The 22,849-nt window shown below is 49.0% G+C and carries 18 protein-coding genes; 2 read left to right on the plus strand and 16 right to left on the minus strand.

Translation table 11 applies throughout. The features are described 5' to 3' along the window. Positions 1-110 precede the first annotated feature (110 nt). From rpoZ to BN1360_RS21515, 7 genes are all read right to left on the minus strand, one after another. Positions 111-332 carry a DNA-directed RNA polymerase subunit omega gene (rpoZ, locus tag BN1360_RS21485; protein WP_068781916.1) on the minus strand — a complete coding sequence of 74 codons (222 nt, stop codon included), beginning with the start codon at positions 330-332 and terminating at the stop codon, positions 111-113. 40 nt (positions 333-372) lie between these two features. Then, on the minus strand, positions 373-957 hold the full coding sequence (gene gmk, locus BN1360_RS21490) for a guanylate kinase (protein ID WP_068781917.1): 585 nt from the start codon (positions 955-957) through the stop codon (positions 373-375). A 13-nt stretch (positions 958-970) separates the two neighbouring features. Further along, on the minus strand, positions 971-1,234 hold the full coding sequence (remA, locus tag BN1360_RS21495) for an extracellular matrix/biofilm regulator RemA (protein WP_068781918.1): 264 nt from the start codon (positions 1,232-1,234) through the stop codon (positions 971-973). An 80-nt stretch (positions 1,235-1,314) separates the two neighbouring features. Next, complete coding sequence (locus BN1360_RS21500) at positions 1,315-2,202, minus strand: YicC/YloC family endoribonuclease (RefSeq protein WP_068781919.1); 888 nt, start codon at positions 2,200-2,202, stop codon at positions 1,315-1,317. Between the two features lie 35 nt (positions 2,203-2,237). Further along, positions 2,238-4,124, minus strand: a complete 1,887-nt coding sequence (locus BN1360_RS21505) for a bifunctional homocysteine S-methyltransferase/methylenetetrahydrofolate reductase (RefSeq protein ID WP_068781920.1) — start codon at positions 4,122-4,124, stop codon at positions 2,238-2,240. Between the two features lie 147 nt (positions 4,125-4,271). Beyond that, positions 4,272-5,105, minus strand: coding sequence for a diaminopimelate epimerase (gene dapF, locus BN1360_RS21510; protein WP_068781921.1), 834 nt, complete (start codon positions 5,103-5,105; stop codon positions 4,272-4,274). Positions 5,106-5,219: 114 nt separating this feature from the next. Continuing rightward, positions 5,220-8,021 carry a calcium-translocating P-type ATPase, SERCA-type gene (locus BN1360_RS21515; protein ID WP_068781922.1) on the minus strand — a complete coding sequence of 934 codons (2,802 nt, stop codon included), beginning with the start codon at positions 8,019-8,021 and terminating at the stop codon, positions 5,220-5,222. A 1,384-nt stretch (positions 8,022-9,405) separates the two neighbouring features. On the opposite strand from BN1360_RS21515, the gene BN1360_RS21520 reads away from it, so the two are divergent. Then, on the plus strand, positions 9,406-11,196 hold the full coding sequence (locus tag BN1360_RS21520) for an Rqc2 family fibronectin-binding protein (RefSeq protein ID WP_068781923.1): 1,791 nt from the start codon (positions 9,406-9,408) through the stop codon (positions 11,194-11,196). A gap of 212 nt (positions 11,197-11,408) precedes the next feature. On the opposite strand, the gene BN1360_RS21525 is transcribed toward BN1360_RS21520, so the two are convergent. The 9 genes from BN1360_RS21525 to BN1360_RS21565 all read right to left on the minus strand — a co-directional run bounded on the left by BN1360_RS21525 (position 11,409) and on the right by BN1360_RS21565 (position 22,440). Further along, positions 11,409-13,052: a type 2 periplasmic-binding domain-containing protein gene (locus BN1360_RS21525; protein ID WP_068781924.1), complete on the minus strand. Its 1,644-nt coding sequence runs from the start codon at positions 13,050-13,052 to the stop codon at positions 11,409-11,411. Then, the gene (locus tag BN1360_RS21530; protein WP_068781925.1) at positions 13,052-13,924 is read right to left on the minus strand and encodes a carbohydrate ABC transporter permease; all 873 of its coding nucleotides are present in this window, start codon (positions 13,922-13,924) and stop codon (positions 13,052-13,054) included. The genes BN1360_RS21525 and BN1360_RS21530 overlap by 1 nt, the downstream gene beginning before the upstream one ends. 15 nt (positions 13,925-13,939) lie before the next feature. Next, complete coding sequence (locus tag BN1360_RS21535; RefSeq protein ID WP_068781926.1) at positions 13,940-14,851, minus strand: ABC transporter permease; 912 nt, start codon at positions 14,849-14,851, stop codon at positions 13,940-13,942. Positions 14,852-15,058: 207 nt separating this feature from the next. Continuing rightward, entirely contained in the window at positions 15,059-17,182 is a 2,124-nt protein-coding gene (locus tag BN1360_RS21540) for a glycoside hydrolase family 3 N-terminal domain-containing protein (protein ID WP_068781927.1), read from the minus strand. Positions 17,183-17,199: 17 nt separating this feature from the next. Continuing rightward, the gene (locus BN1360_RS21545; protein ID WP_068781928.1) at positions 17,200-18,585 is read right to left on the minus strand and encodes a family 4 glycosyl hydrolase; all 1,386 of its coding nucleotides are present in this window, start codon (positions 18,583-18,585) and stop codon (positions 17,200-17,202) included. Next, the gene (locus BN1360_RS21550; protein WP_068781929.1) at positions 18,582-19,502 is read right to left on the minus strand and encodes an ROK family protein; all 921 of its coding nucleotides are present in this window, start codon (positions 19,500-19,502) and stop codon (positions 18,582-18,584) included. Before BN1360_RS21550 ends, BN1360_RS21545 begins: the two co-directional genes overlap by 4 nt. A gap of 19 nt (positions 19,503-19,521) precedes the next feature. Further along, on the minus strand, positions 19,522-20,241 hold the full coding sequence (locus BN1360_RS21555; protein ID WP_229521070.1) for a 6-phosphogluconolactonase: 720 nt from the start codon (positions 20,239-20,241) through the stop codon (positions 19,522-19,524). A 9-nt stretch (positions 20,242-20,250) separates the two neighbouring features. Beyond that, complete coding sequence (locus BN1360_RS21560) at positions 20,251-21,381, minus strand: ROK family protein (protein WP_068781931.1); 1,131 nt, start codon at positions 21,379-21,381, stop codon at positions 20,251-20,253. Between the two features lie 168 nt (positions 21,382-21,549). Further along, on the minus strand, positions 21,550-22,440 hold the full coding sequence (locus tag BN1360_RS21565; protein WP_068781932.1) for a LysR family transcriptional regulator: 891 nt from the start codon (positions 22,438-22,440) through the stop codon (positions 21,550-21,552). Positions 22,441-22,689: 249 nt separating this feature from the next. Here BN1360_RS21565 and BN1360_RS21570 point away from each other — a divergent pair, with 249 nt between their 5' ends. After that, positions 22,690-22,848, plus strand: a complete 159-nt coding sequence (locus BN1360_RS21570) for a hypothetical protein (RefSeq protein ID WP_229521071.1) — start codon at positions 22,690-22,692, stop codon at positions 22,846-22,848. Position 22,849 lies beyond the last annotated feature (1 nt).

Consider the following 22,849-nt stretch of genomic DNA (forward strand, 5'->3'; position numbering starts at 1 on the left):
CAAGGGATCAGTAATCAGTCATAACCTATATGAGCAGAAAAAAATAACAACCTCGCGGTTGTAACTAGAGGTTGTTCAAAATCAACATATGACCACGAGGTCGATCTATTTTATTTCTCGATTGTTGCCGGTTCTTCAACTTCCGGTTTTAGCTTGACGAAACCGCCGTAAATTTCCTCTAACGCGATACCGACTTGCTTATGGGATCTTGGCTGCTCAAGATCGCTCTTGGAGCCCTCTCTAAGCTGTCTAGCTCTCCGGGAAGCCGCTACGACTAGGGAATACTTGCTACCAACGATGCCAAGCATCTTGTCAATGGATGGATATAGCATGAAGCAACACACCTCTTCTATTAGACTCGTCTACCGAATATTAGATATCGGCAGGTTTTCTTACTTTGCAATGCTCCGCTGTAATGATAGCCTCAATCCTTCTGCAGGCATGATCAATCTCATCATTAACTACGGCGTAATCATATTGTTCCAGCAATCTCATCTCATCAGCCGCAACCGACATGCGATGGTCGATCGTCGCCTGATTCTCCGTTCCCCGCCCTTGAATGCGATCCTTCAATTCATCCAAGGAAGGAGGAAGTAAAAATACGAACACGCCCTCCGGGAACTTCTCCTTCACCTTGAGCGCGCCCTGCACCTCGATTTCAAGAATGATATCGCGGCCGCTCTCGAGCGTCTCCTCAACGAAATCACGCGGAGTACCATAATAATTCCCTACATATTCCGCGTATTCGAGCAATTGATCCTTCTCGATCATCTCCATAAATTGCTCGCGGGTCTTGAAGAAATAATTAACCCCGTTCTCTTCCCCCAGGCGCGGATGGCGCGTCGTGGCGGACACGGAATAGACAAGCTCAGGCATTCTAGCCCGCAACTCATTGCAGACCGTCCCTTTACCTACACCGGACGGCCCTGATAATACGATTAATAAACCTTTAGCCATAGTTCTCTCCATTTTACTCGTCGTTGTCATCATCTTTGGTGGATAAGCGATGAGCAACCGTCTCCGGCTGCACCGCCGACAATATGACATGATCACTGTCGGTAATAATTACCGCGCGCGTACGACGTCCATAGGTCGCATCGATCAGCATATGGCGGTCTCTTGCCTCCTGAATAATCCGCTTGATTGGGGCAGACTCAGGACTCACAATTGAAATGATTCGGTTCGCTGATACGATGTTGCCAAAGCCAATGTTAATAAGTTTAATCGCTGCCATATCCAGGTTTTTCCCCCTAATTTACTTGACTCTGAGAGGTAGCTCAAAAAGACGCTTCTGAGCACTTACTCTTAGTTACGCTATTCGAGATTAGCCGCTTGTTCACGAATCTTCTCCAGTTCTGCTTTCATCTCGACTACACGGTTGACCAGAGCCAGGTGATTGGCTTTGGAACCAATCGTATTCGTCTCCCGGTTCATTTCCTGTATCAAAAAATCCAGCTTCCGTCCAACCGGCCCTTCCGATTGCAATAATCCGCGGCACTGCTCGAAGTGGCTCTTCAATCTAATCAGCTCTTCGTCGATGTTGGAACGATCCGCAAATACGGCGACCTCCATCGCGAATCTCTGTTCATCAAAAGCCCCCTCCAACAGTTCGGCGAGTCGCCCTTTGAGCCGATTACGGTAGTCCACAACTACTTCTGGCGCCAATCTGACGATGTCGGTGTGGATCTCCTGCAGCCTGTTTACACGCTGCTCTATATCAGAGACCAGATGAAGCCCTTCCTGCTCTCGCATCGCGATAAGCCCATCCAGCGCTTCTTCAAGGCCTTCCATAAGAACCGACTCCCACTGTTCACCGGTGACAGCTCCGTCCAGCAATGGATCGGGAGCGATCACCGCATCAGGCAGCGCGAGCAAATCCTTAGCGGTGAGCGAAGAGTCAATGCCGTAATGCCGCTTCAGCTCTTCGTTCGCCTGTATATAAGCCTCAATAACCGGACGGTTCAGTACAAAAGGCAAGGAACTGTCATCCTCCCGTTCCTTGCTTATGAACACGTCAATTCTGCCGCGCTTCACGTGCTCCTGAACTAACCGCCGCAGCTTATCCTCGTAGCAAGTCCACTCTCGGGGCATCCGAAGCACAACCTCGGAATACCGATGATTGACAGATTTAATCTCAAATTGAATGTTATAACCGCCATAATGTCTGGCGGAACCACCGTACCCAGTCATACTGTGAGACATGAACATCACATCCGTTACCCTATTGTAATTGATAATTATGAACGAGACAAGTGGGAAGCACGGTGCATCGACTTCTCGTGAACATAATTTGTCAAAGCTACAGTCATTTCATAGAACATGAAAGGAGTCATCAAATAAATGCCGTTAAATTGCTGCATTGCTGTATCAAGCAGTTCCTTGGCAATCTCTACGCCCATAGCACGACCCTCTGTCCCCTGAAGCCCCTCCATCCGCTTGCGCACGGATTCAGGCAGCGTAATGCCCGGAACTTCATTATGAAGATACTCGGCGTTTTTGCCGCTGGCCAGCGGCATAATACCAAGGAAGATCGGAATGTCGAGATGGGCGGTCGCCTCACGAATCGCAACGATCAGTTCAGGATCATAGACCGGCTGGGTCATAATGTAATCCGCACCCGAAGCGATTTTCTTCTCAAGCCGCTCTACAGCTTTGTTCAGATGCTTCACATTCGGGTTAAAAGCAGCGCCGATTACAAAGTTGGCGCGATGCTTAAGCGGCTTGCCCGAGAAGGCAGTACCTTCATTTAACTGCTTGATCATGCGGATAATCTCGAAGGAGGTGAGGTCGTATACCGAGCTGGCCCCCGGCAAATCCCCAAAGCGGGCCGGATCCCCCGTCACAGCCAGAACATGATCTATACCGAGAGCATCAAATCCCATCAAGTGCGACTGTGTGCCGATCAGGTTGCGATCGCGGCAGGCAATATGAATAAGCGGCCGCAGTCCAAGCTCAGATTGTACGCGCGAGCCAAGCGCCATATTGCTCATCCTTGTCACAGCCAGAGAATTATCAGCCAGTGTCAAGGCATCGACTCCCGCTTCTTTTAGAGCTTTGGCCCCGGCCATAAACTTGCTTGTATCCAGATCCCGCGGAGGATCCAGCTCCACGATCACCGTGTGCCGCTCTTTCACCTGATCTACGATATTTGGAGTATTGTCCGCCCGCCCATTGTCCCTATTATTCAGTTCACGCTCAAGTACCTGAATCGATTCAAGAACAGTTGGAAGCGGACGGCCTTCTGCCAATGAAGCTGGATTATAGTTAGCCAGCGCACTAGCCGTAGCCTTGATATGGTCTGGAGTCGTCCCGCAGCACCCTCCAATCAAGCGTGATCCCAAATCGGCAAATGATACTGCACATTCACCAAAATATGCAGGAGTAGCCCCATATACATATTCTCCATCTACGTAATCCGCCAAACCTGCGTTCGGAAATACAGACAATGGCATATTCAGCGGGCCATTTAATCTCTCCATAACGCTCATAATGCCCTTTGGTCCGGAATGACAGTTAAAGCCAAGCACATCGGCCCCCTCCGCCTGGAGAATTCCGAAAGCTTCTTCAATAGAGTAGCCATCCAGCGTTCTACCCAATTGATCCACGGCAAACTGACAAATGAGCGGCAAAGGAGTCAGATAGCGAGCGCGTCCAAGCGCAAGCCGCATCTCTCTCAGATCGTAGAAGGTCTCCAGAAGGAGCGCATCTACATCCTCCGTCAGCAAGGCAGTCATCTGTTCATCAAAGTATTTGACCAATTCCTGGTCGGTCACATTAACGCGCTTGCCACCACGAATCGTGCCCACAGCGCCAGCGACAAAGATGTCAGGACCGGCCGCCTGTCTGGCAATGCGGGCTGCAGCGCGGTTAATATCCGCTACCTGATCCTCCAGACCAAACTTGGATAATTTATAAAAATTCGCGGAGAACGTATTCGTCTCTATTAATCTAGCACCTGCTTCAATGTAGCGGCGGTGTACATCTTGAATCACTTCCGGGCGGGTCAAATTCATCTCCTCATAGGAAATGCCGACGGAAAAGCCCAGCTGGTGCAGGTAGGTACCCATAGCTCCATCGCCGATTAATACTTCATTTTGCCACGTTTGACGCAGATCTGGCCTCATATGAGCCCCTCCTCGATATAAGTAATGGTAGCTTGACTACCTTTTTCGCTTTAGTTTCATATTAATTTATCATAATTTTCGTCAATTGATAAGGAAATGATAGAACTTCATACAAAAAAAGGCCCGCAGGCCTTTTTTAACAAAATTTTATGCAATTTCACCTTGATATACGATTTCTGCAGGTCCCGTCATATACACATGGTTATCGGTAGGGTTCCATTCAATATAGAGATCGCCGCCCTTCAAACCAACCCAGGCTTTGCGCTGCGTGTACCCGTTGAGTACAGAGGATACCAAAGTGGCACATGCGCCGCTTCCGCAGGCCAGCGTTGGACCCGCGCCGCGTTCCCATACCCTCATCTCGATTCGCTCGGGCGAGGTCACGGTGGCGAATTCTACATTCGTCTTCCTTGGGAAGTACGGATGTTTCTCCAGCTGCGGCCCCCATGTTTCCAACTCAAAATGCGGCGCATCATCCACGTAAATGACGCAATGTGGATTCCCCATCGAGACAGCTGTAAAGTTGAACCGCTGGCCTTGAGCTTCAATCGGCTGTCCAATAACCGACTCGCCTTCCAGTGTGGTCGGAATCCGGGTCCCTTGCAGAATCGGCTCGCCCATATCAACCCGAACGCTCTTAACGATTCCATCCTCTACCTTGAGAAGCACCTCCTGAACGCCGGCGCCAAGCGTCTCAAATGTCATCCGCAGCTTATCTGTATGGCCTGCCTCATAGACGTATTTGGAGACGCAGCGGATCGCATTGCCGCATTGTTCAGCTTCTGTACCATCGGAATTTATAATTCTCATCTTATAGTCAGCCTGATCAGACGGCAAAATAAACACCAGACCGTCCGCTCCCACACCGAAATACCGGTTGCACCATTTTATAGCCAAATCCGAGACATTCTGCGGCAGTTCCTGCTCTCCGTAGAACACCAGAAAATCATTACCCAGACCATGCATTTTCGTAAATTCCATTTGAACCCCACTCCCTAGAGCCCTGTCGCCTGTCTTGTGTCTTATGACTTGAGTTGCCAGAGCAATGCTTTATGGGGTTAGTCTATATTTTGTGCGTTCTAAAAGGTATTGATTTTATGCACGAATATTTGTACTTTTCGCCGAGATTATCTGTCTTGGACCGTTATACTTGCGACGGCGCCCCGACCAGACGCTGCCTGCCCCAAGCAGGAATGTCGGTATGCCTGCGGCCACGAAGCTGAGCGCCCATTCCCGGAAGCCAAGCGGAACCGTTTTGAAGATCGGCTGCAGACTCTCGATATACATAACCCCGAGCAGCAGAAGTACGGAGGATAGTACAGCTACGACAAGGTAACGGTTCTGCAGGATGTTGCGATGGAAGATCGAACGTGAACTCCGGCAGTCGAATACATGAATCAGCTGGGCCATAACCAGTGTAGCGAAAGCAACTGACTGCGCCTTGGCTAGCTGGGCCGGATCATCCGGTGCGCTATGCAATGTGATCCAGAAGGCCCCAAGCGTACAGAAGCCGATCAGCAATCCGCGGCTAATAATTTTCCAGCCCAGTCGACGTGCAAAAATATTCTCTTTCGCTCCGCGCGGTTTATGCTCCATTAAATCTTTCTCCGGTTGGTCTACGCCAAGCGCCATCGCAGGCAGACCGTCTGTGACGAGATTCACCCACAGGATCTGAATCGGCAGCAGCGGAAGCGGCAGCCCGGCCAACATGGCGAAGAACATCGTTAAAATCTCGCCGACATTGGAAGCGAGCAAATAGCGGATGAACTTGCGGATGTTCTCATAAATATTCCGTCCTTCCTCGATCGCCGCCACAATGGAGGAGAAGTTGTCATCACTGAGTATTAAAGAAGAGGCTTCCTTGGATACATCCGTGCCGGTAATGCCCATGGCGATTCCGATATCCGCCGCCTTAATCGCCGGAGCATCGTTGACGCCATCGCCTGTCATGGCTACGACATGGCCTTTGCGCTGCAAAGACTTGACAATCCGCAGCTTGTGTTCCGGTGCAACCCGGGAGTAAACATAAATCTGATCGATTTGACGATCCAGTTCCTCATCGCTAAGGGCAGCCAGTTGATTGCCGGACATGGTCCGTCCGCCTCTCGGGATAATGCCGAGATCGGCAGCGATCGCTTCCGCCGTCAGACCATGGTCGCCGGTAATCATCACCGTCTTGATGCCGGCACGGCGGCAGACCGATATCGCTTCCCGTGCCTCGCGGCGCGGCGGATCGATCATCCCGGCCAGTCCGATGAATATCAATTGAGACTCCACATCCGCTTCTGACTCGGCCGCATCATCAGGTCTTAGATCGCGGTAAGCTAACCCGAGTACACGCAGAGCATTCCGCGCCATCCCCTCATTAGCGGCCTGTACCTTTTGACGGAACGTCCCGGTGAAGGGAACCACCTTGCCGTCCCATAATATATAGGAGCATTTCTCCAGCAGCATATCGGGAGCTCCCTTGACGAGCGCCATTTTGCCGCCTTGGTGGGATACGATAACCGACATCCGTTTGCGGTCAGAATCGAATGGCAATTCCTTCTCGCGAGTGTATACGCTGCTGAGCGAGCTTGGAGATAAACCCATCTTCGCCGCCAGCGTAACGAGCGCTCCTTCGGTCGGATCCCCCTTTAGTGCCCAACGCGATGCAGTCATTTCCTCCCGATCCTTTCCCTTGCGCTTCGCTTGCTGGTCGCCATCTTCCTCATAGATCACGGCATTGCCGCACAGCGAGCTAACCTGCAGCAGCCGGCGCAAGCTCTGATCTTTCTTGAGATCAACCGATCGCCCATGCTCCAGTATCTGACCGATTGGCTCATAGCCGTCACCCGTCACTTGCAGCGCTCGCCCTTCAAGCCATACATGAGTGACTGTCATTTTGTTCTGTGTTAGCGTTCCTGTCTTATCCGAGCAAATGACCGAAGCACAGCCCAGTGTCTCTACAGAAGGAAGCTTGCGGACAATCGCCTTGCGCTTGATCATACGCTGTACGCCAAGTGCCAGCGCAATTGTGACGATCGCCGGCAAACCTTCGGGTATCGCCGCTACCGCTAAGCTCACCCCAGCGAAGAACATGGCCCCAGGCGGTTGTCCATGCAGAATACCAACGAGGACGACCAGTACCGTGAGCCCCAGTGAGAGATATATCAATATTTTGCCCAGCTGCTCAAGACGACGCTGCAGCGGAGTCTCTTGGGAATCGGTATTTTGAATCAAATCTGCGATTTTGCCCATCTCTGTATCCATGCCGGTGCGAACGACGATTCCTCTGCCGCTGCCGCGGGTCACCATGGTGCCCATGAAGCCCAGGTTCTTCTGGTCGCCCAGCGGCACTTCCTCCTCGCGAAGCACCCCGGCATGCTTGCCAACGGGATGGGATTCCCCGGTCAATGCCGATTCCTCCACATCCAGACTGCTTACAGACAACCAGCGAACATCCGCCGGAATCCGGTCCCCGCTCTCCACGATGACGATATCGCCAGGAACAAGCTCCTTGGCTGGAATATGCTCGACGGTCCCGTCGCGCAGAACCTTCGCGTGAGGAGCGGACAACTGCTTCAAGGCTCGCAGCGAGCGCTCAGCCCGGAATTCCTGAATAAACCCGAGCACACCGTTCAGGATCACAATCGCAATAATTGTAATGGCGTCCAAATATTCGCCCAGAATTCCCGATATGAGCGTGGCCCCCATTAATACGAGCATCATGAAATCTTTAAACTGGTTCAGGAACAGCAGCAGCGGAGATACCCGCTTGCCCTCCGACAATTCGTTCCAGCCGTTCTCTTCCCGTCTCCTCTGCGCCTCATCCCGGGTCAGGCCCTGTTCGCGCTTCACGTTCAACAGCTCCAGAAGCTCTTCCCCATTCCACTGGTGCCAGTTTTTTTGTTCCATTCTCCTTTTTTCCCCTCCCGTATTTTGTGCGATAACAGCGTGAGGCTTTTCCACCTAGGGTAAATGTATTCCAGCCAGTCCCAAATTATCACAGAAGAAGCTCTTAAGTTTTTGCTGCAGTTATGGCATCATAGAGAGGAGTAAGATATTGAGGTAATTGAGGTAATTGAAGATATTGAAGATTTCGAGGATATGCTCAAAAAAGTCGATTTTCAGCGTTGAACGCGTCCGTCTAACTCTAACGAAACTACAAAGCGCTATTTCCGCAAAAACAGCGGCAAATAAAAGCTAACGAAACATCATATCGCTATTCTGGGGAATTCCCCATGTTAAGGCCCTAATTTGGTCCAATAACGATACCACGTTTCGTTAGAATTTTTGTCAGTCCATTTGGGCTCAAATAACGATACCCTGTTTCGTTAGAATTTTTGTCAGCCCATTTGGGCTCAATAGCGATACCACGTTTCGTTAGAGGAAGGCCCGACCAGCTAGGTTTATGCCATTATTCATCTAACGAAACTACAGAGCGCTATTTCCGCAAAAACAGCGGCAAATAAAAGCTAACGAAACATCATATCGTTATTCTGGGGAATTCCCCACGTTAAGGCCCTAATTTGGTCCAATAACGATACCACGTTTCGTTAGAATTTTTGTCAGCCCAATTTGGCTCAAATAGCGATACCGTGTTTCGTTAGAATTTTTGTCAGCCCATTTGGGCTCAATAGCGATACCCTGTTTCGTTAGAGGAAGACCCGGCCGGCCAGGTTTATGCCATTATTCATCTAACGAAACTACGGAGCGTTATTTCCGCAAAAACAGCGGCAAATAAAAGTTAACGAAACACCATATCGCTATTCTGGGGAATTCCCCACGTTAAGGCCCTAATTTGGTCCAATAACGATACCACGTTTCGTTAGAATTTTTGCCAGCCCATTTGGGCTCAAATAGCGATACCACGTTTCGTTAGAGGAAGGCCCGGCCGGCTAGGTTTATGCCATTTCTGCGTCTAACGAAACTACGGAGCGTTATTTCCGCAAAAACAGCGGCAAATAAAAGCTAACGAAACACCATATCGCTATTCTGGGGAATTCCCCACGTTAAGGCCCTAATTTGGTCCAATAACGTTACCACGTTTCGTTAGAATTTTTGTCAGCCCAATTTGGCTCAAATAGCGATAACCGTGTTTCGTTAGAGGAAGACCCAACCCGGCGTTGTTTGTACATGAGCAACTGAGATGTTACTGTAGGTAACATGACTCCGTAAGCATCCGCTTAAGCCCGGCCCGACTGAATTCAAGATTCGACGCCGAATACGCTCCCCCCGAGTTACTTCGGGATTAAAAGCGACTCTTTGAACTACCTTATTAGACAGGAGATTATATGGTATGGCACTTGACGGAATCGTAACGCGCTCCATCGTTCACGAACTACAGATTTGTGTAGGTGGACGCATCAATAAAATACATCAGCCTACGGATAACGACATTATCCTTCAACTTCGCTCCAGAGGAGGCAACCGGCGTCTGCTGCTCTCGGCCAACCCGACTTATCCGCGGGTGCAAATGACCGAGCAGTCCTTCCCCAATCCGCTGGAGGCCCCGATGTTCTGCATGCTGCTGCGAAAGCATTGTGAGAGCGGCGTCATCGAAGCCATTACCCAGCAGGAGATGGAACGGATCATCCATATCGACATTCGACAGCGCGACGAGCTCGGGGATGAATCCTTGAAGCGCATCATCATTGAATTAATGGGGCGGCACAGCAACATTATTTTGCTCGATCCCGCAACGGGAACGCAGCTGGACGGAATTCATCATGTAACCCCAGCGATCAGCAGCTTCCGGATCGTTATGCCCGGGTTCGCTTATACAGAGCCTCCGCAGCAGAATAAGCTGCATCCGCTTGAGATCGTGAAGGAACAATTCATGGATACCTATCGGCAGGCTGAGATCGGGATCGCGGATAAAAGCTGGCTTGTATCCACCTTCAGCGGACTTAGCCCGCTGATCGCCGAGGAGATATGTCTGAGGGCAAGCGACAAGGCGGAGGAACACTCCGCAGGAGCCGCCGCAGATAACAATGCTGCTCACGAAATGCCAATGGATAAAGCGAATGCGCTTTGGAGCACTTTTGCCGACCTGATGGCGCAAATTCGCGAGCATCGCTATGAGCCGGTTACCGGCGAGAATGCCAAAGGGAAGAGCATATTCTCGGCCGTGAAGCTCACGCTGATCCAAGGTGAGCTGCGCACCTATGATTCCATTAGCGACTGCATGGAAGAATACTACGGCGACAAGGCGTTAAGGGATACGGTAAAGCAGAAGACCAGCGATCTGCTGCGCTTCCTGCACAATGAATTAAGCAAAAATATTAAGAAAATGACCAAGCTGGAAGAGGACTTGGCCGAAGCCGGAGATGCCGAGCAATACCGCATTAAGGGCGAGCTGCTATTTGCCTCCCTGCACCTGATGCGCAAGGGAGACAAAGCCGTAGAATTGATCAATTACTACGATGAAAACCAGGCAACCAAGACGATTGAGCTGGACCCGCTGCTGACGCCGTCGGAGAATGCCCAGCGTTATTTTAAGAAATACAATAAATACAAAAACAGCCTGACGGTCATCGATGAACAAATGAAGATTACCCGCGAGGAAATCAGCTATATGGAGCAGCTGCTACAGCAGCTTTCCCACGCGACCCTCGACGATATTGACGAAATTCGCGAGGAGCTGGTACAGCAAGGTTATCTGCGCGACCGGAGCAAAAAGCTGAAAAAGAAGAAGAAAAACGACAAGCCTACACTGCATGTCTACACCTCTTCCGAAGGAATTGAAATCTACGTGGGCAAGAACAATCTGCAAAATGACTACGTAACGAACCGGGTCGGCAGTGCGAACGATACATGGCTGCATACGAAGGATATCCCCGGCTCGCACGTGCTGATTCGCAGCAACTCCTATGGTGATGCGACGCTTAACGAAGCGGCGCAATTATCCGCTTACTACAGCCAGGCCAAGCATTCCAGCAGCGTACCGGTCGACTACACGTTGATCCGCCATGTCCGCAAGCCAAGCGGGGCTAAACCGGGATTTGTGATCTATGATCATCAGAAAACTCTATTCGTTACTCCGGACGAGCGAATGATCAAGAACATGCCCAATGTGGTGAGAAATTAACTTTTGCTAGCTTCGTTGCAAATTTGCGATTAACCCCGCAAGCTTAGCAAAATCAGTGTATTTCGTACATATTGTACGATTAAAAATACGCAGACCCGCAAATGAGCGAACATCGGAAAATACAATCGTATTTCGTGCAATAAAATCACAAAGTATACACAAGAAGAGGACCCCGCAAAGGGAGTCCTCTTCTTGTCTTATTTATTCCAGAATTAGTCCAGCTTCTTCTCGTTAACCTCGATCTGCTTGTTTCTCTCTTCCACCAATTTATCATAACCATTATCCTGGCGATATTTAATGAATTCATTCATCGCCTGATCCACTTCGCTATCCGATTTGGCATCCAGAATCTTGGCGACCGTCTGTGACCAGTTCTGATTGATCTTCTCCGCATTGCGGGAGGATTCCTTGGACAGATATACGTCCAGGCCTGCTAATTCAAATTGCGGCACCACATAATCGAGGGTCCACTGCTTCGCTTGCTGCAATGCTTTCGGGAATTGATCCAGCCCCATTTGACGAGAGAGCAGAGCGCTATCCTGCACCCACAGATGCGTTGTCAAACCGATCTCCTTCTCGAAGCCAGCCGGGTCGGTCTGCTTGAACTCCAGCAGATCTCCATTCAGAACAGGATTTCCGTCCACCATCGTGTAAGTTTCCCCTTCACGACCATAGTTCATTACAACGTTGCCATACTCGCTGACCATATAGGTCAGGAATTCCATCGCTTTTTGCGGGTCCTTGCAGTCTTTGGTAATGAAGGTTTGTGTCCAGCCCTCGATCGAAGTACCCGGCAATGCTGTCTTATTCCCTGTCGTTGAAGAAGGGCCATGAACAGCGATATATTCCTTGCCTTGATTCTCATTCGCCCATACCGTCATCGTATCCGTCTCGCTGTTCAGATCCGAAGCGAAGTAAACGAAATAACTACCGTTCGTGATCCGCGCATCCTTGTCGTCCTTCGTCATCGTAATCATGTCACGGTCGGTCAACCCTTTTTGGCGGGCATCGACGAACACTTTAAGCCATTTTTGAAAATCCGCATCGGTATAACGATCATAATATTTGCCGTCTTTCGTCAACATAGGGACTCCGATAAAATCGGCCAGCGTTCTATTGAATACTCCGTTTGGTTCCGAACCTTCATTAAATGGAGAGACCCCGATCGGAATCACCGATTTACCCAGCTCATCCTTCGCATCCAGCTTCTGAGCGGCTTCCAAAGCGGAAATGAAGCCTTCCGGCGTGGTCATATCCGGCTTGCCGAGCTGCTCATAAATATCTTTGCGCACCAGGAATGCCTGGTTCGCATAAATGCCGCCCTTCTCATAATCCGACTTCGTGTTCGAGAAGTTAGGATATCCGTAAATATGACCGTCTTCTCTAGTGAAAAATTTTACGGTTTCCGGCTTTGCCGCCTTTTCCAGGAAATACGGATCATACTTCTCTGCCAATACGTCCAGTGGAATAGCGAACTTATCCGCATCCTTAACAAACGGGTTGCTTCCATCCACCGTAATGATGTCCGGGAGCTCTCCGGAAGCCATCATCGTGTTGAGCTTGTCGTCGCTGCCGCCCAAGTATGTGATGTTAACCCCGGTGTCCTCCGTAATATACTTGGAGGAGACATCATTGCCCCAGGTCTGGGCGAACCAGTCGAAGTTAATATACCAGTCAAGCTCGGCCGTGGCCTTGTCATTCTCCCAGCTTGGTGTATCCTTGTTCACTTCAATCGTTGAATCCGGCAATTCTGCGTTTGTTTTCTTGCCGCCGCAGCCGGACAATGCTACTACGAATGCAACCAAAGTCAGAAGTATGATCGATTTTTTCATAACGTGCTCCCTCGCTTTTTTCATTATTCTTTAACTCCTCCAACAAGCATGCCGCTAATAAAGTATTTCTGAAGGAAAGGGTAAATCAGCATAATAGGTAAGGTCGTAACGATCATCGTCGCTTGTTGCAAAGACTGGGTCGTAAATGCCTTGGAAATGTATACCCCTGCTTTGGCTGTGTTCGCAGCGCCAGCGCTCGTTAACAGCTGATACAAATAATATTGAATCGGATATAAAGTTTTATCTGTCACATAAAGCTTGGCCACAAAGAAGTCATTCCACTGGTACACCCCATGGAACAAGGCAATGGTCGCCAGCACCGGAAAGGACAGCGGGATAATGATTTTGAAGAACACCTGGAATACGTTAGCCCCGTCAATCTTGGCCGATTCCTCAATCGATTCCGGCAAACTTCTGAAAAAGTTCATCAATATGATCATGTCATAGAAGCTGAATAGCACAGGGATAATGTACACCCAGAAGCTATTTGCCAGACCGAGCGATTTGACAACCAGAAATGTCGGGATCATTCCGCCGTAGAAGAACATCGTGATGACGCCCATCCGGATGAATATCTTTCTGCCAAGTAGATAAGGCTTGCTCATGGCGTAGGCCGCAGCCCCCGTGATGACCAAGTGTCCAATAACCCCGATCACCGTTTTGGCCGCCGTAACCCCAAACGCTCGGTAAATCGTTGAATCCTTCAAAATCGTCTCATAGTTGACAAGCGTAAATTTTCGCGGAAATAGATAGATGCCCCCTTTCATCGCGTCGTATCCATCGTTAAATGAGAGCGCAATAATGTTGATTAAGGGAAATACGATGATAGAAACGAAGAACAACATGAACAGCACGTTGAACACGTTAAATATTTTCTCGCCTTTATCCAGTCCCATATAGCTCCCTCCCTTCTAGAAAATTGAACTGTCGCTAAGCTTCTTGGTCAGCACATTAGCAATCATCAGCAGTGTGACGGAGACAACCGATGAGAAGATCCCGACCGCCGTCGCGAAGGAGAAGTCCCCTTGTGTCAGACCCAAATGATAGACATAGGAATCAATTACTTCACTGCGCAGCATATTCGAAGAATTTTGCAGGACGAGAGTCTGCTCCAGATTTGCACCCAGCACAGAGCCTACGCGCAGTACAAACATCAGGACGATAATATTTTTGATGCCAGGAAGTGTGATATACCAGATTCTCTTTAGGATTTTCGCCCCGTCGACCTTAGCTGCCTCATATAACGAAGGGTCAATCCCCGCGATGGCCGCAAGATAGAGAATCGTTCCCCAGCCAACCTCTTTCCAAATATCCGACAGCGTCGCGATCCACCAATAGGCATCGGCATTGGACAGGAAGGAGAGCGGTTCAGATATGAGGTGCATCGACAGCAGGAAGCTGTTCACCAGCCCTGTCGAACCAAGCCAGGAGATAATCATGCCGCCAAGAATAACCCAGGACAAAAAGTGCGGCAAATAAGATATCGTCTGCGTAAATTTCTTGAATAATCCTAATCGAATCTGATTGATTAAAATAGCCAGAACGATCTCCAGCGGGAAACCGATCAACAATTTCATCAGGCTGATAGCCAGCGTATTCGTCAGCACATTATAGAAATCTTTATCCCCCAAAAAAGCTTTGAAATTGTCCAGACCTACAAATTCCGAGCCCGTAAAACCGGATAACGGAGAATAGTCCTGAAACGCGATGATCAATCCGAACATCGGGATGAAGGAGAATACAATCATTAAGATAATGCTTGGCCAGACCATCGCCTGAAGCTCCCACTGCGACAGAAACTTATGTTTAAACTTGGACTTCATCCGTATACCTCCTCTCTCTTTTCAGGTACAGCATTGACAGTTTTTTTCGATCATGTAAGCGTTACCCCAAAATTGTGCCAGGCTCCCTCTCAAATATTGAAAATTGTGTCATGGATAAATTTTACACAATTAATTAATTTAATTTAATAATTGAGCAAGCCTAGTCATCCTTTTGGAAACACGTTATCATTTGTCATTCAGAAGATTTTATCGATACTCTATTGTGAACACGGGACGTTCAAGATCATTGATATAAATATGAAATTCCCCCGGTTCAATCGAAGGCTGTAAGCTAGCGTCCAAGTATTGAAGATCCTCCGGAGCAAGTGTCATCTGAACGGCAACGGTCTGATACGCAGATACATCCACAACTTGATATTTCTTCATCTCGCGCACAGGACGAGCAGCCTTGGAGACCAGATCTTCAATATAGAGAATAACGATCTCAGAATAGTCATAACCACTTGGATTGCTTACCTGAAAAGAGAGGGTCAATTCCTGACCTGCTGCCAGATGATGGCTCGAAATTTGAAAATCAGAATATTGCGGATCGGTATAGGTCAGCCCGTGCCCAAATGGGAATAAAGGCCCTGCCTCGCAATCCTGATACCTGCTGCTGTAGCTCGATTCATTGGCCGGACGGCCGGTGCTGTACTCATTGTAATAAATCGGCGCCTGAGCCGAATGACGCGGGAACGACATCGTTAATTTCCCCGACGGAGTATCCTGACCCGTTATCAGTTCCGCAATTGCATGGCCAGCCTGGGTGCCTGGATACCAGCACCATAAGAGCGCAGGAATGTCATTGATGATGCTCTGAAGCGCTAATGGCCGCCCCGAGAAAAAGACGCAGGCATACGGTTTGTTGGTCTGCTTCACGTCACGGATCAATTGCTGTTGATCGGCCGCAAGCTCGAGGTTCACGCTGCTATGCCCCTCACCGCTTTGTTGCCAGTCCTCTCCGACTGCTATGATAATATAGTCGCATTGCGCCAGCGTATCTTGAGGACAATCCTTCAGGGTTTCGCAGACATGCAGGGCGAATGAATTGTCCACCCGCTTCATCCCTTCCGACAAGGTAACTACGTCCTCGAAGCTTCCTTTGCACTGCCAGTTGCCCAGCAGCTGATCGCTGCCGGCAAAAGGACCCACGATGATGATCTTGTTGCAATCCTTGCGTATAGGCAGCATTTGCTCATTTTTCAACAAGACGCAGCTTCTCTTGGCCGCTTGTTTGGCATGCTCCTGAAAGCCTGGATTTAGAATGACTTCATACTCGGCAGCCTCGTCCACATATGGATTTTCAAATAAACCGAGCTCATTTTTCAGCTGCATAATTTTCAGTACCGCCGCATCAATGTCTTGAAGCAGCTGCGGATTTTCTTGCAGAATTTGTTCATAATGCTCAAGGTATAAGGTCGAGACCATTTCGATATCGATGCCTGCCTTCAAGGCTAATTCCGCAGCTTCCCTGCCATTGCCGGCCACGCGGTGATTCTGCAGCTCGGCTACAGCCCCCCAATCGGATATAACGATATCTTCAAATCGGTAGGCACCTCTTAGAATATCCTTCATCATCTGCTCGCTGGCAGTTACGGGAACCCCGTTAAACGTGTTAAAGGAACTCATCACGAATCTGGGCTTCTCTTGCAGCGCTATCTCATATGGCTTGCCGTAATAGGCGTAGAACTCTCTCCAGGACATATCCACCGTGTTGTAGTCCTTGCCGCCAATGCCAGCGCCATATGCAGCAAAATGCTTCAGACAAGCCGCTACTCCCGAGTCAGCGATCCTGCCATCCTCGCCTTTTTGATAGCCACGGATCATCGACCGGCCAAGCTGTCCCGACAACAGAGGGTCCTCGCCGAAGGACTCCATCACTCTGCCCCATCTGGAGTCGCGCACCAGATCAACCATAGGCGAGAAATTGACATGTATGCCTGTAGCGCGCAATTCCGCTGCCGTGTCCGCTGCTGCCTGCTGTACAATCCTTACATCCCAGGTACAAGAGAGCCCTAATGGGATCGGAAAAATCGTTCTGTACCCGTGTATCGCATCATGCATGAACAGGAGCGGGATCTTCAGCCGTGATTTCTGCAAGTATTCACTTTGAATCAGATTTGTGATCTTGGCGCTCGATACCCCGATGATGCTTCCTATCGTGTACAGCGTATTCCCCTCAAGCCTATGATCCGGGAAGCCAGGTCCGGTCTCCACCATTTCGCTGTCGATTTTGCCAACATAATGTTCTCCCGTTGTCTGGGAGAGCTGTCCGATCTTCTCGGCCAGCGTCATCTCCTGCAGTAGTTTAATGATTTTCTTGTTGTCCATATCAACACTTAACCCCTTTATTTCCACTCCAGCATAGGTAAAATATCTTGTTGCAGCTCGCACATCTCGTCGATCATGGCACAGGCCTGATAATAAGTCGGAGCCTGCGGATCCAATAGAATCGCCTGCAGCAGCTTTGTCTTGGACTGCTCCACATAAGCTTCGAGCAATAATTTATGGATCGTGCCCTGAATATGAATCGTTCCGATAATCGCTGTTGGCAGTTCAACCGTCATCGGCTTAAGCTTGATCCCACTGCCATTCACGATTGCCTGAGTCTCAACGACCATATCATCAGGAAGTCCCTTGATTGCACCGTGATTCGGCAAGTTAACCGCGTTCAACTCAATCTCATCATCGAAGAAGATCGCCTCAATGATCGGGATTGCATATTCATTACTGCGGTTCACTTTCTCTTTATCGAAAATATAAGCCTCTTCCACCCACAACTCCTGGGTCTGAACCTTCGAGAACAAACCTTGATCTAGATGATTGCCGCTGGCGCAATATACAAAATCAGGCGTTCTTGAATCCTTCTCCCACAGCTTCTCGCGAATTGGATCATAACGGTACTGCAAAGACAGGCCAGCATAGAAATCCTCCGCATAGGAGACATACTCTCCGCAATGGTTGGTACCTGGATAAGGGTAGTAGCCATAAGTACGATACATCGTTCTCGATAATGCGACATGATCGAATTGCGCCAGACGGTTAGCCTTTTGTTCCTTCTCATCGAACAACGGATACAGATCCTCACCTGTCTTTTTGTTCCAGATTTTGGTGAAGAAGCCGAAGTGGTTTAAGCCGCCGCCTTCCATCCCGATTTCAGCAATATCCATCTCCAGGAATTGGGACAGCTGTTCAATCCCCATATCAAGTCCATGGCATAGTCCGACGATCTTAATGGAGGTCAGCTTCGAGATCGCTTCTACCAATTTCGCTTCAGGGTTCGTATAGTTAATAAACCAGGCATTCGGGCAGACCCGTTCCATCGTACGGGCGATCTCCAGCATTGGGCCAAGGTTGCGCAGAGTATGGAACATCGACCCGGGGCCGCCGTTCTCGCCATAAATTTGCTTGCTGCCAAAGTGCCGCGGAATATGAAAGTCCTGCGACCAATAGAAATAACGGTTCACCTCAATCGCCACGATAACGAAATCCGCACCTGTCAGCGCATCTTCCAGATGAGTAGTCTGCCAGATTTCCGCCGGATGAGAGAAGGCCGTAAACATAGCTGTAGCATATTTATAGGTTCTCGCCACATTCTCCTCCTCGATATCCATAAGCGCGATTTCCAGCTCAACTTGCGACTTCAAGCGCTCGGACAACACCATATCCTGCAGTGCTCCTAGAGCAAAAGAGACGCTTCCAGCTCCGATCAAAGCAACTTTCATTTTCTTCATGATGTTCTTGCTCCTTTATCGTTTTTTAAGGCCATGTACCCTGCCCCAATCACGCCGGCATCAGGGCCGAACTTTGACAGGACTACATTGACTTTGTCGCTTAAATGCTCAAACACCTTGGTTTTAGCGCTTTCAACAATTTTATCTATCAACCATTGGTTGTTATAGACGACGGCTCCGCCAATCACAAAAATATCCGGATCGATCGTCTGCATTAATGAAGCAATCGCATTGGAGAAGTACTCAATCCAGGTGTTTACCACCCCGACTGCCTTTTCGTCCTGCTGTTGATATCGATCGAATAATAAATGCGCCGTAGCCTCGCTGCCGTACAATTTCTTGCTTTCCTCTTCCAGGGCCCTGCCGCTGCACAAAGCTTCGAGCGTTCCGGGATATAAGGTCGAATGCCGCTTGCCGTTATCGGATATGACCATGCTTCCAATCTCGCCGGCATAGCCATGGGCGCCGTGAAGCACCTCGTTGTTGAGAACAATTCCGCTGCCGATCCCTGTGCTGACTGTAATATAGATGGAATGTCCATATGCCTGGGAAGCGCCACGCTCTGATTCAAGCAATGTCACAACATTTACATCATTCTCGAAATGAACCTCATAACCGGAAAAAAAGCGTTTTATAAATTCGACGTTGATTCCTTCCAAGCAGGGAATATTGGTCGCATCATAGATAATCTCCGTTTGCTCCTTCCAGGGAACAGGCAAGGCAATACCTATGCTGTCAGCCTCCTTGTGGTGATCCACCTTCCCGATCATGCGCTGGACATATTCGAAAATCTCTTCGGCATGCTGAAACCGGCTTGTTAATGCTGTCTCTTTCCGAACCAGCTCCAGCTGCTCATTTACCAACCCGACCCGTATGTTTGTTCCTCCAATATCTACTCCAATAACGCTGTTACTCATGATTTGAACTCCTCAGTTATTATCGCTGTTTGATATATTTCGCTGCCTCCGAATCCAGGAAGAAATCGATATGTTCGTAACCAAGCAGTTCCTGGGCCGGCAGCTTCGCTTCCGGATCAGTAAAAATGGCTCTCACGATCCCGGCTTTGCGTGCACCGGTAATCGCTACAATCACCCGCTTGCTTCCTGCTACCTGATTTAGCCCCAAGGTAATTCCTTTCTCCAATACCGTAGGTTGTCGAAAATACTTCTGAGCCACCGTTCTGGTCGTCTCCGACAGCTCTACGACACTGCTATGATCCAGAACCGGACAACCCGGCTCGTTCAGGCCGATATGGCCATTCATCCCGATTCCCATCAGACTGAATGTAATAGGGTGCTGAGCAATAAATCGATCTATTCTCTGACATTCCTGCTCCAGATCCGGCGCCGTCCCGTCAAAAAATTCTATTTGCCGAGGCTCCAACCGCACAAGCGAGAATAAATCCTGATTCAGCATTTGATAGCAGCTGCCTTCGGATTCTCTGCTTATTCCAACCCACTCGTCCAGGCTAACCATGTTGAGCTGCTGAACTTTAGCTTGGATATCAGCATCGGCAGCAAACTTCATATAGCTCTTCTGGGGTGTGCTGCCCGACGCCAGGCAGAACACCGGATGCTCATTGGCCAGATGCTCTTTCATTTCACCAGCAATCGCATCTGCCACTTGTTCTTCCGTTGCAAAAACTTTAATCATCATGTCCACTTCCTATCCGGAAATTACTTTGATCATCTCATGCTGAAGCGATAATATCGCCGCGCCGACAGCCGCCGAGTGCTGCGAATCGCTGTAAGTGATGGTTGGGGTCCACTCTGCGAGTTGCTCTACATAATAGCTTGTCCTCTTCAGAATCCGATCCGGGAACAAGGCTACCGTCTTGCCGCTGATAATGATCCGGTCAATATCGAGCACACTGATGATATTCACCATCGTCAGAGCCAGATGCTTGGCTACATAATCCGCACAGGCTTCGATGTCTGCTTCAGAGCCAAGGTCATAATGGCTCAGCAAATGCTGAATCCCCAGCTTGCTCTCCAGCCACCCGACAGAGGAAGGCGATCTCCTGTATTCGGGGTCAAAGCACATATACTCCAGCTCGCCTGCGCTTGCGTTGAAGCCTCTATGCAGCTCTTTATTAATAATCAAGCCGCCGCCAATCCCGTCCCCGACTGCGATATGAACCAGATCGGCCAGCGGTTGCCCGGCGTTCTCCAGATTGCGGAACTCAGCGACGGTAGAAGCGTTTACATCGTTCTCCAGAAAAATCGGCAAATCCACCCGATGTATCAGATTTTCGATGATCGGCTCATAGTTGTAATCCTGCTCCTTATTGTCCTGAATCCTCATCCGGATCTTCTTCTTCCTTGTGTTTATCGCGCCGTCAACCCCAATGCCGATACCCAGAACAACGCTATTCGTTCGCTTCGCTACTTCCTTCATCCGCGTAATAATGTCTTCAAAAATCGAGACGAACTGCTCGCTATAAAATGGGATATCCGTCTCGGTGGAATACGAATCGATAACTTTGCTATAAAGATTGATAAGCAGTGCAGTAATTCTGCTGCCTATGATCTGGATGCCAACGGTTACATAGCTATTCTCATTAAAACGGTATACCGTTCTTTTTCTCCCCAAGCCGCCAGAACCTTCCCGACTTTCTCCGGTCGCAGTCAACAGGCCGATTTCTTCAAAAAAATTGACAATTTTACTCACCGTTACAAAGCTCATCGCCGTCTTTTCTGTAATTTCTACCTTGGCTAATTCCGGGTTCTGCATCACAATATCAAAAATGATCTTCCGGTTCTCATCCTTAATGTCATTGGGCAAAAACGACTTCATCCTGTCACTCCTTTCAATTTATTCAATGTAATTAATTAATGTTCTTAAATAATTAGTGAAATAATAAAGGCCAAAGCTGACCTTTACAAAATATTATATACATACTGGGCTCAGTGTCAACAACTTTTCCCCGCGCACGGTTCCGAGCAGTTCTGATCCGTTCCGATATCATAGCTGCTGATCCTCAATAATCTCTACGAATTTCTGGGCAGCGATCGATAAAGGCACGCCTTTCAAAGAACATACCCCGATGCTTCTACGCGGAATCCCTTCGCTTAACGGCAGCTCATACAGGACTCCCTTCTTCAAGTACTCTTGGGAGAATTCCTTCGTCACACAGGCGATTCCAAGGTTGATCCTGGCGAATTCAAGCAGTAGATCATGCGAACCAAGCTCAAACTCCGGGGCAATCTGAATTCCCCTAGACCGGATGTGCTCCTCCACATATCGTCTGGAATTGGAATTCTTCTCAAGCAATATCAACGGTTGTTTCACAACCTCCTCCAGGCTCACCGGAGCGGACAGAAGCTGCCGATACTTCTCCCCACCTACAAATATGTCCTGGATGTTGAAGCAAGGCCGAAGCTCCAGCGTTGAATCCGCAAGCGGAAAGTTGCAGACCGCAATATCCACCTCGCCGGATTTTAGGATCGTGCATAGCTCCTGGGTCGTCCCGTTTACAATTTTGAATTTAATATTGGGATATTGATTATGAAAAATCTCCAGCTTCGGCAGCAGAAAATAACGCGAGATCGTGTCTCCAACGCCGACCTTTAATTCGCCCATCGTTAAATTTTTGAAATCCTGGATTTTCTCCTCCCCAGCCTGAATCAATTTGAGCGCTGAGTTCACATATTCAAATAGCAGACTGCCTTCGTCAGTCAAGGACACTCCTTTGGGCGTTCTATTAAACAAGCGGATGCGCAGCTCGCTCTCCAATTGCATAATCGCCTGGCTAACCGCCGGCTGTGTCATATACAAATCTCTGGCTGCTTTTGAGAAGCTTTCGCTTTTGCCGACTTTGCAAAATATTTTGTATAAATCCAGCTTGCTCGACATATAATCACCCCTTATACCGGACATTCGATATATTAATTTTACTTATATCACTATTGCATTGTATATTACAAGGGTAGGTTCAAAAAGATTGCGAATTTTTGAACAACCTCTACATCTCGAGGACACACTATATGAGCTGAATATAGGTTCAACTTATAGTGCAAGTCAAAAAGTCCGGTTTTCAGCACTAGAGGCGTATGCCTCGATGTGCGTTTTGCCAAACGCTTCAGTTTGTAATGAAACTAAGGGATGGGGAGCGGATTGTTAGATATAGGATTAATTGGAGATCTTGCTGCGCTGATGAAATTCTATATTCGCAAGAAAACCAGCCTTGGGATCGCGGTCGCTTATCCTTGGATGATATCGATCGGCGTCTCACCCACAGGGGACTTTTTGAAATACTTCTAAT

It is taken from the genome of Paenibacillus sp. GM2, assembly GCF_900069005.2.
Lineage (GTDB): Bacteria > Bacillota > Bacilli > Paenibacillales > Paenibacillaceae > Fontibacillus.

Excerpts from the sequence above, each read along its gene's own strand:
- rpoZ (WP_068781916.1), bottom strand. The coding sequence starts at position 332 with ATGCTATATCCATCCATTGACAAGATGCTTGGCATCGTTGGTAGCAAG.
- gmk (WP_068781917.1), bottom strand. The coding sequence starts at position 957 with ATGGCTAAAGGTTTATTAATCGTATTATCAGGGCCGTCCGGTGTAGGT.
- remA (WP_068781918.1), bottom strand. The coding sequence starts at position 1,234 with ATGGCAGCGATTAAACTTATTAACATTGGCTTTGGCAACATCGTATCA.
- BN1360_RS21500 (WP_068781919.1), bottom strand. The coding sequence starts at position 2,202 with ATGTCTCACAGTATGACTGGGTACGGTGGTTCCGCCAGACATTATGGC.
- BN1360_RS21505 (WP_068781920.1), bottom strand. The coding sequence starts at position 4,124 with ATGAGGCCAGATCTGCGTCAAACGTGGCAAAATGAAGTATTAATCGGC.
- dapF (WP_068781921.1), bottom strand. The coding sequence starts at position 5,105 with ATGGAATTTACGAAAATGCATGGTCTGGGTAATGATTTTCTGGTGTTC.
- BN1360_RS21515 (WP_068781922.1), bottom strand. The coding sequence starts at position 8,021 with ATGGAACAAAAAAACTGGCACCAGTGGAATGGGGAAGAGCTTCTGGAG.
- BN1360_RS21520 (WP_068781923.1), top strand. The coding sequence starts at position 9,406 with ATGGCACTTGACGGAATCGTAACGCGCTCCATCGTTCACGAACTACAG.
- BN1360_RS21525 (WP_068781924.1), bottom strand. The coding sequence starts at position 13,052 with ATGAAAAAAGCGAGGGAGCACGTTATGAAAAAATCGATCATACTTCTG.
- BN1360_RS21530 (WP_068781925.1), bottom strand. The coding sequence starts at position 13,924 with ATGGGACTGGATAAAGGCGAGAAAATATTTAACGTGTTCAACGTGCTG.
- BN1360_RS21535 (WP_068781926.1), bottom strand. The coding sequence starts at position 14,851 with ATGAAGTCCAAGTTTAAACATAAGTTTCTGTCGCAGTGGGAGCTTCAG.
- BN1360_RS21540 (WP_068781927.1), bottom strand. The coding sequence starts at position 17,182 with ATGGACAACAAGAAAATCATTAAACTACTGCAGGAGATGACGCTGGCC.
- BN1360_RS21545 (WP_068781928.1), bottom strand. The coding sequence starts at position 18,585 with ATGAAGAAAATGAAAGTTGCTTTGATCGGAGCTGGAAGCGTCTCTTTT.
- BN1360_RS21550 (WP_068781929.1), bottom strand. The coding sequence starts at position 19,502 with ATGAGTAACAGCGTTATTGGAGTAGATATTGGAGGAACAAACATACGG.
- BN1360_RS21555 (WP_229521070.1), bottom strand. The coding sequence starts at position 20,241 with ATGATGATTAAAGTTTTTGCAACGGAAGAACAAGTGGCAGATGCGATT.
- BN1360_RS21560 (WP_068781931.1), bottom strand. The coding sequence starts at position 21,381 with ATGAAGTCGTTTTTGCCCAATGACATTAAGGATGAGAACCGGAAGATC.
- BN1360_RS21565 (WP_068781932.1), bottom strand. The coding sequence starts at position 22,440 with ATGTCGAGCAAGCTGGATTTATACAAAATATTTTGCAAAGTCGGCAAA.
- BN1360_RS21570 (WP_229521071.1), top strand. The coding sequence starts at position 22,690 with ATGGGGAGCGGATTGTTAGATATAGGATTAATTGGAGATCTTGCTGCG.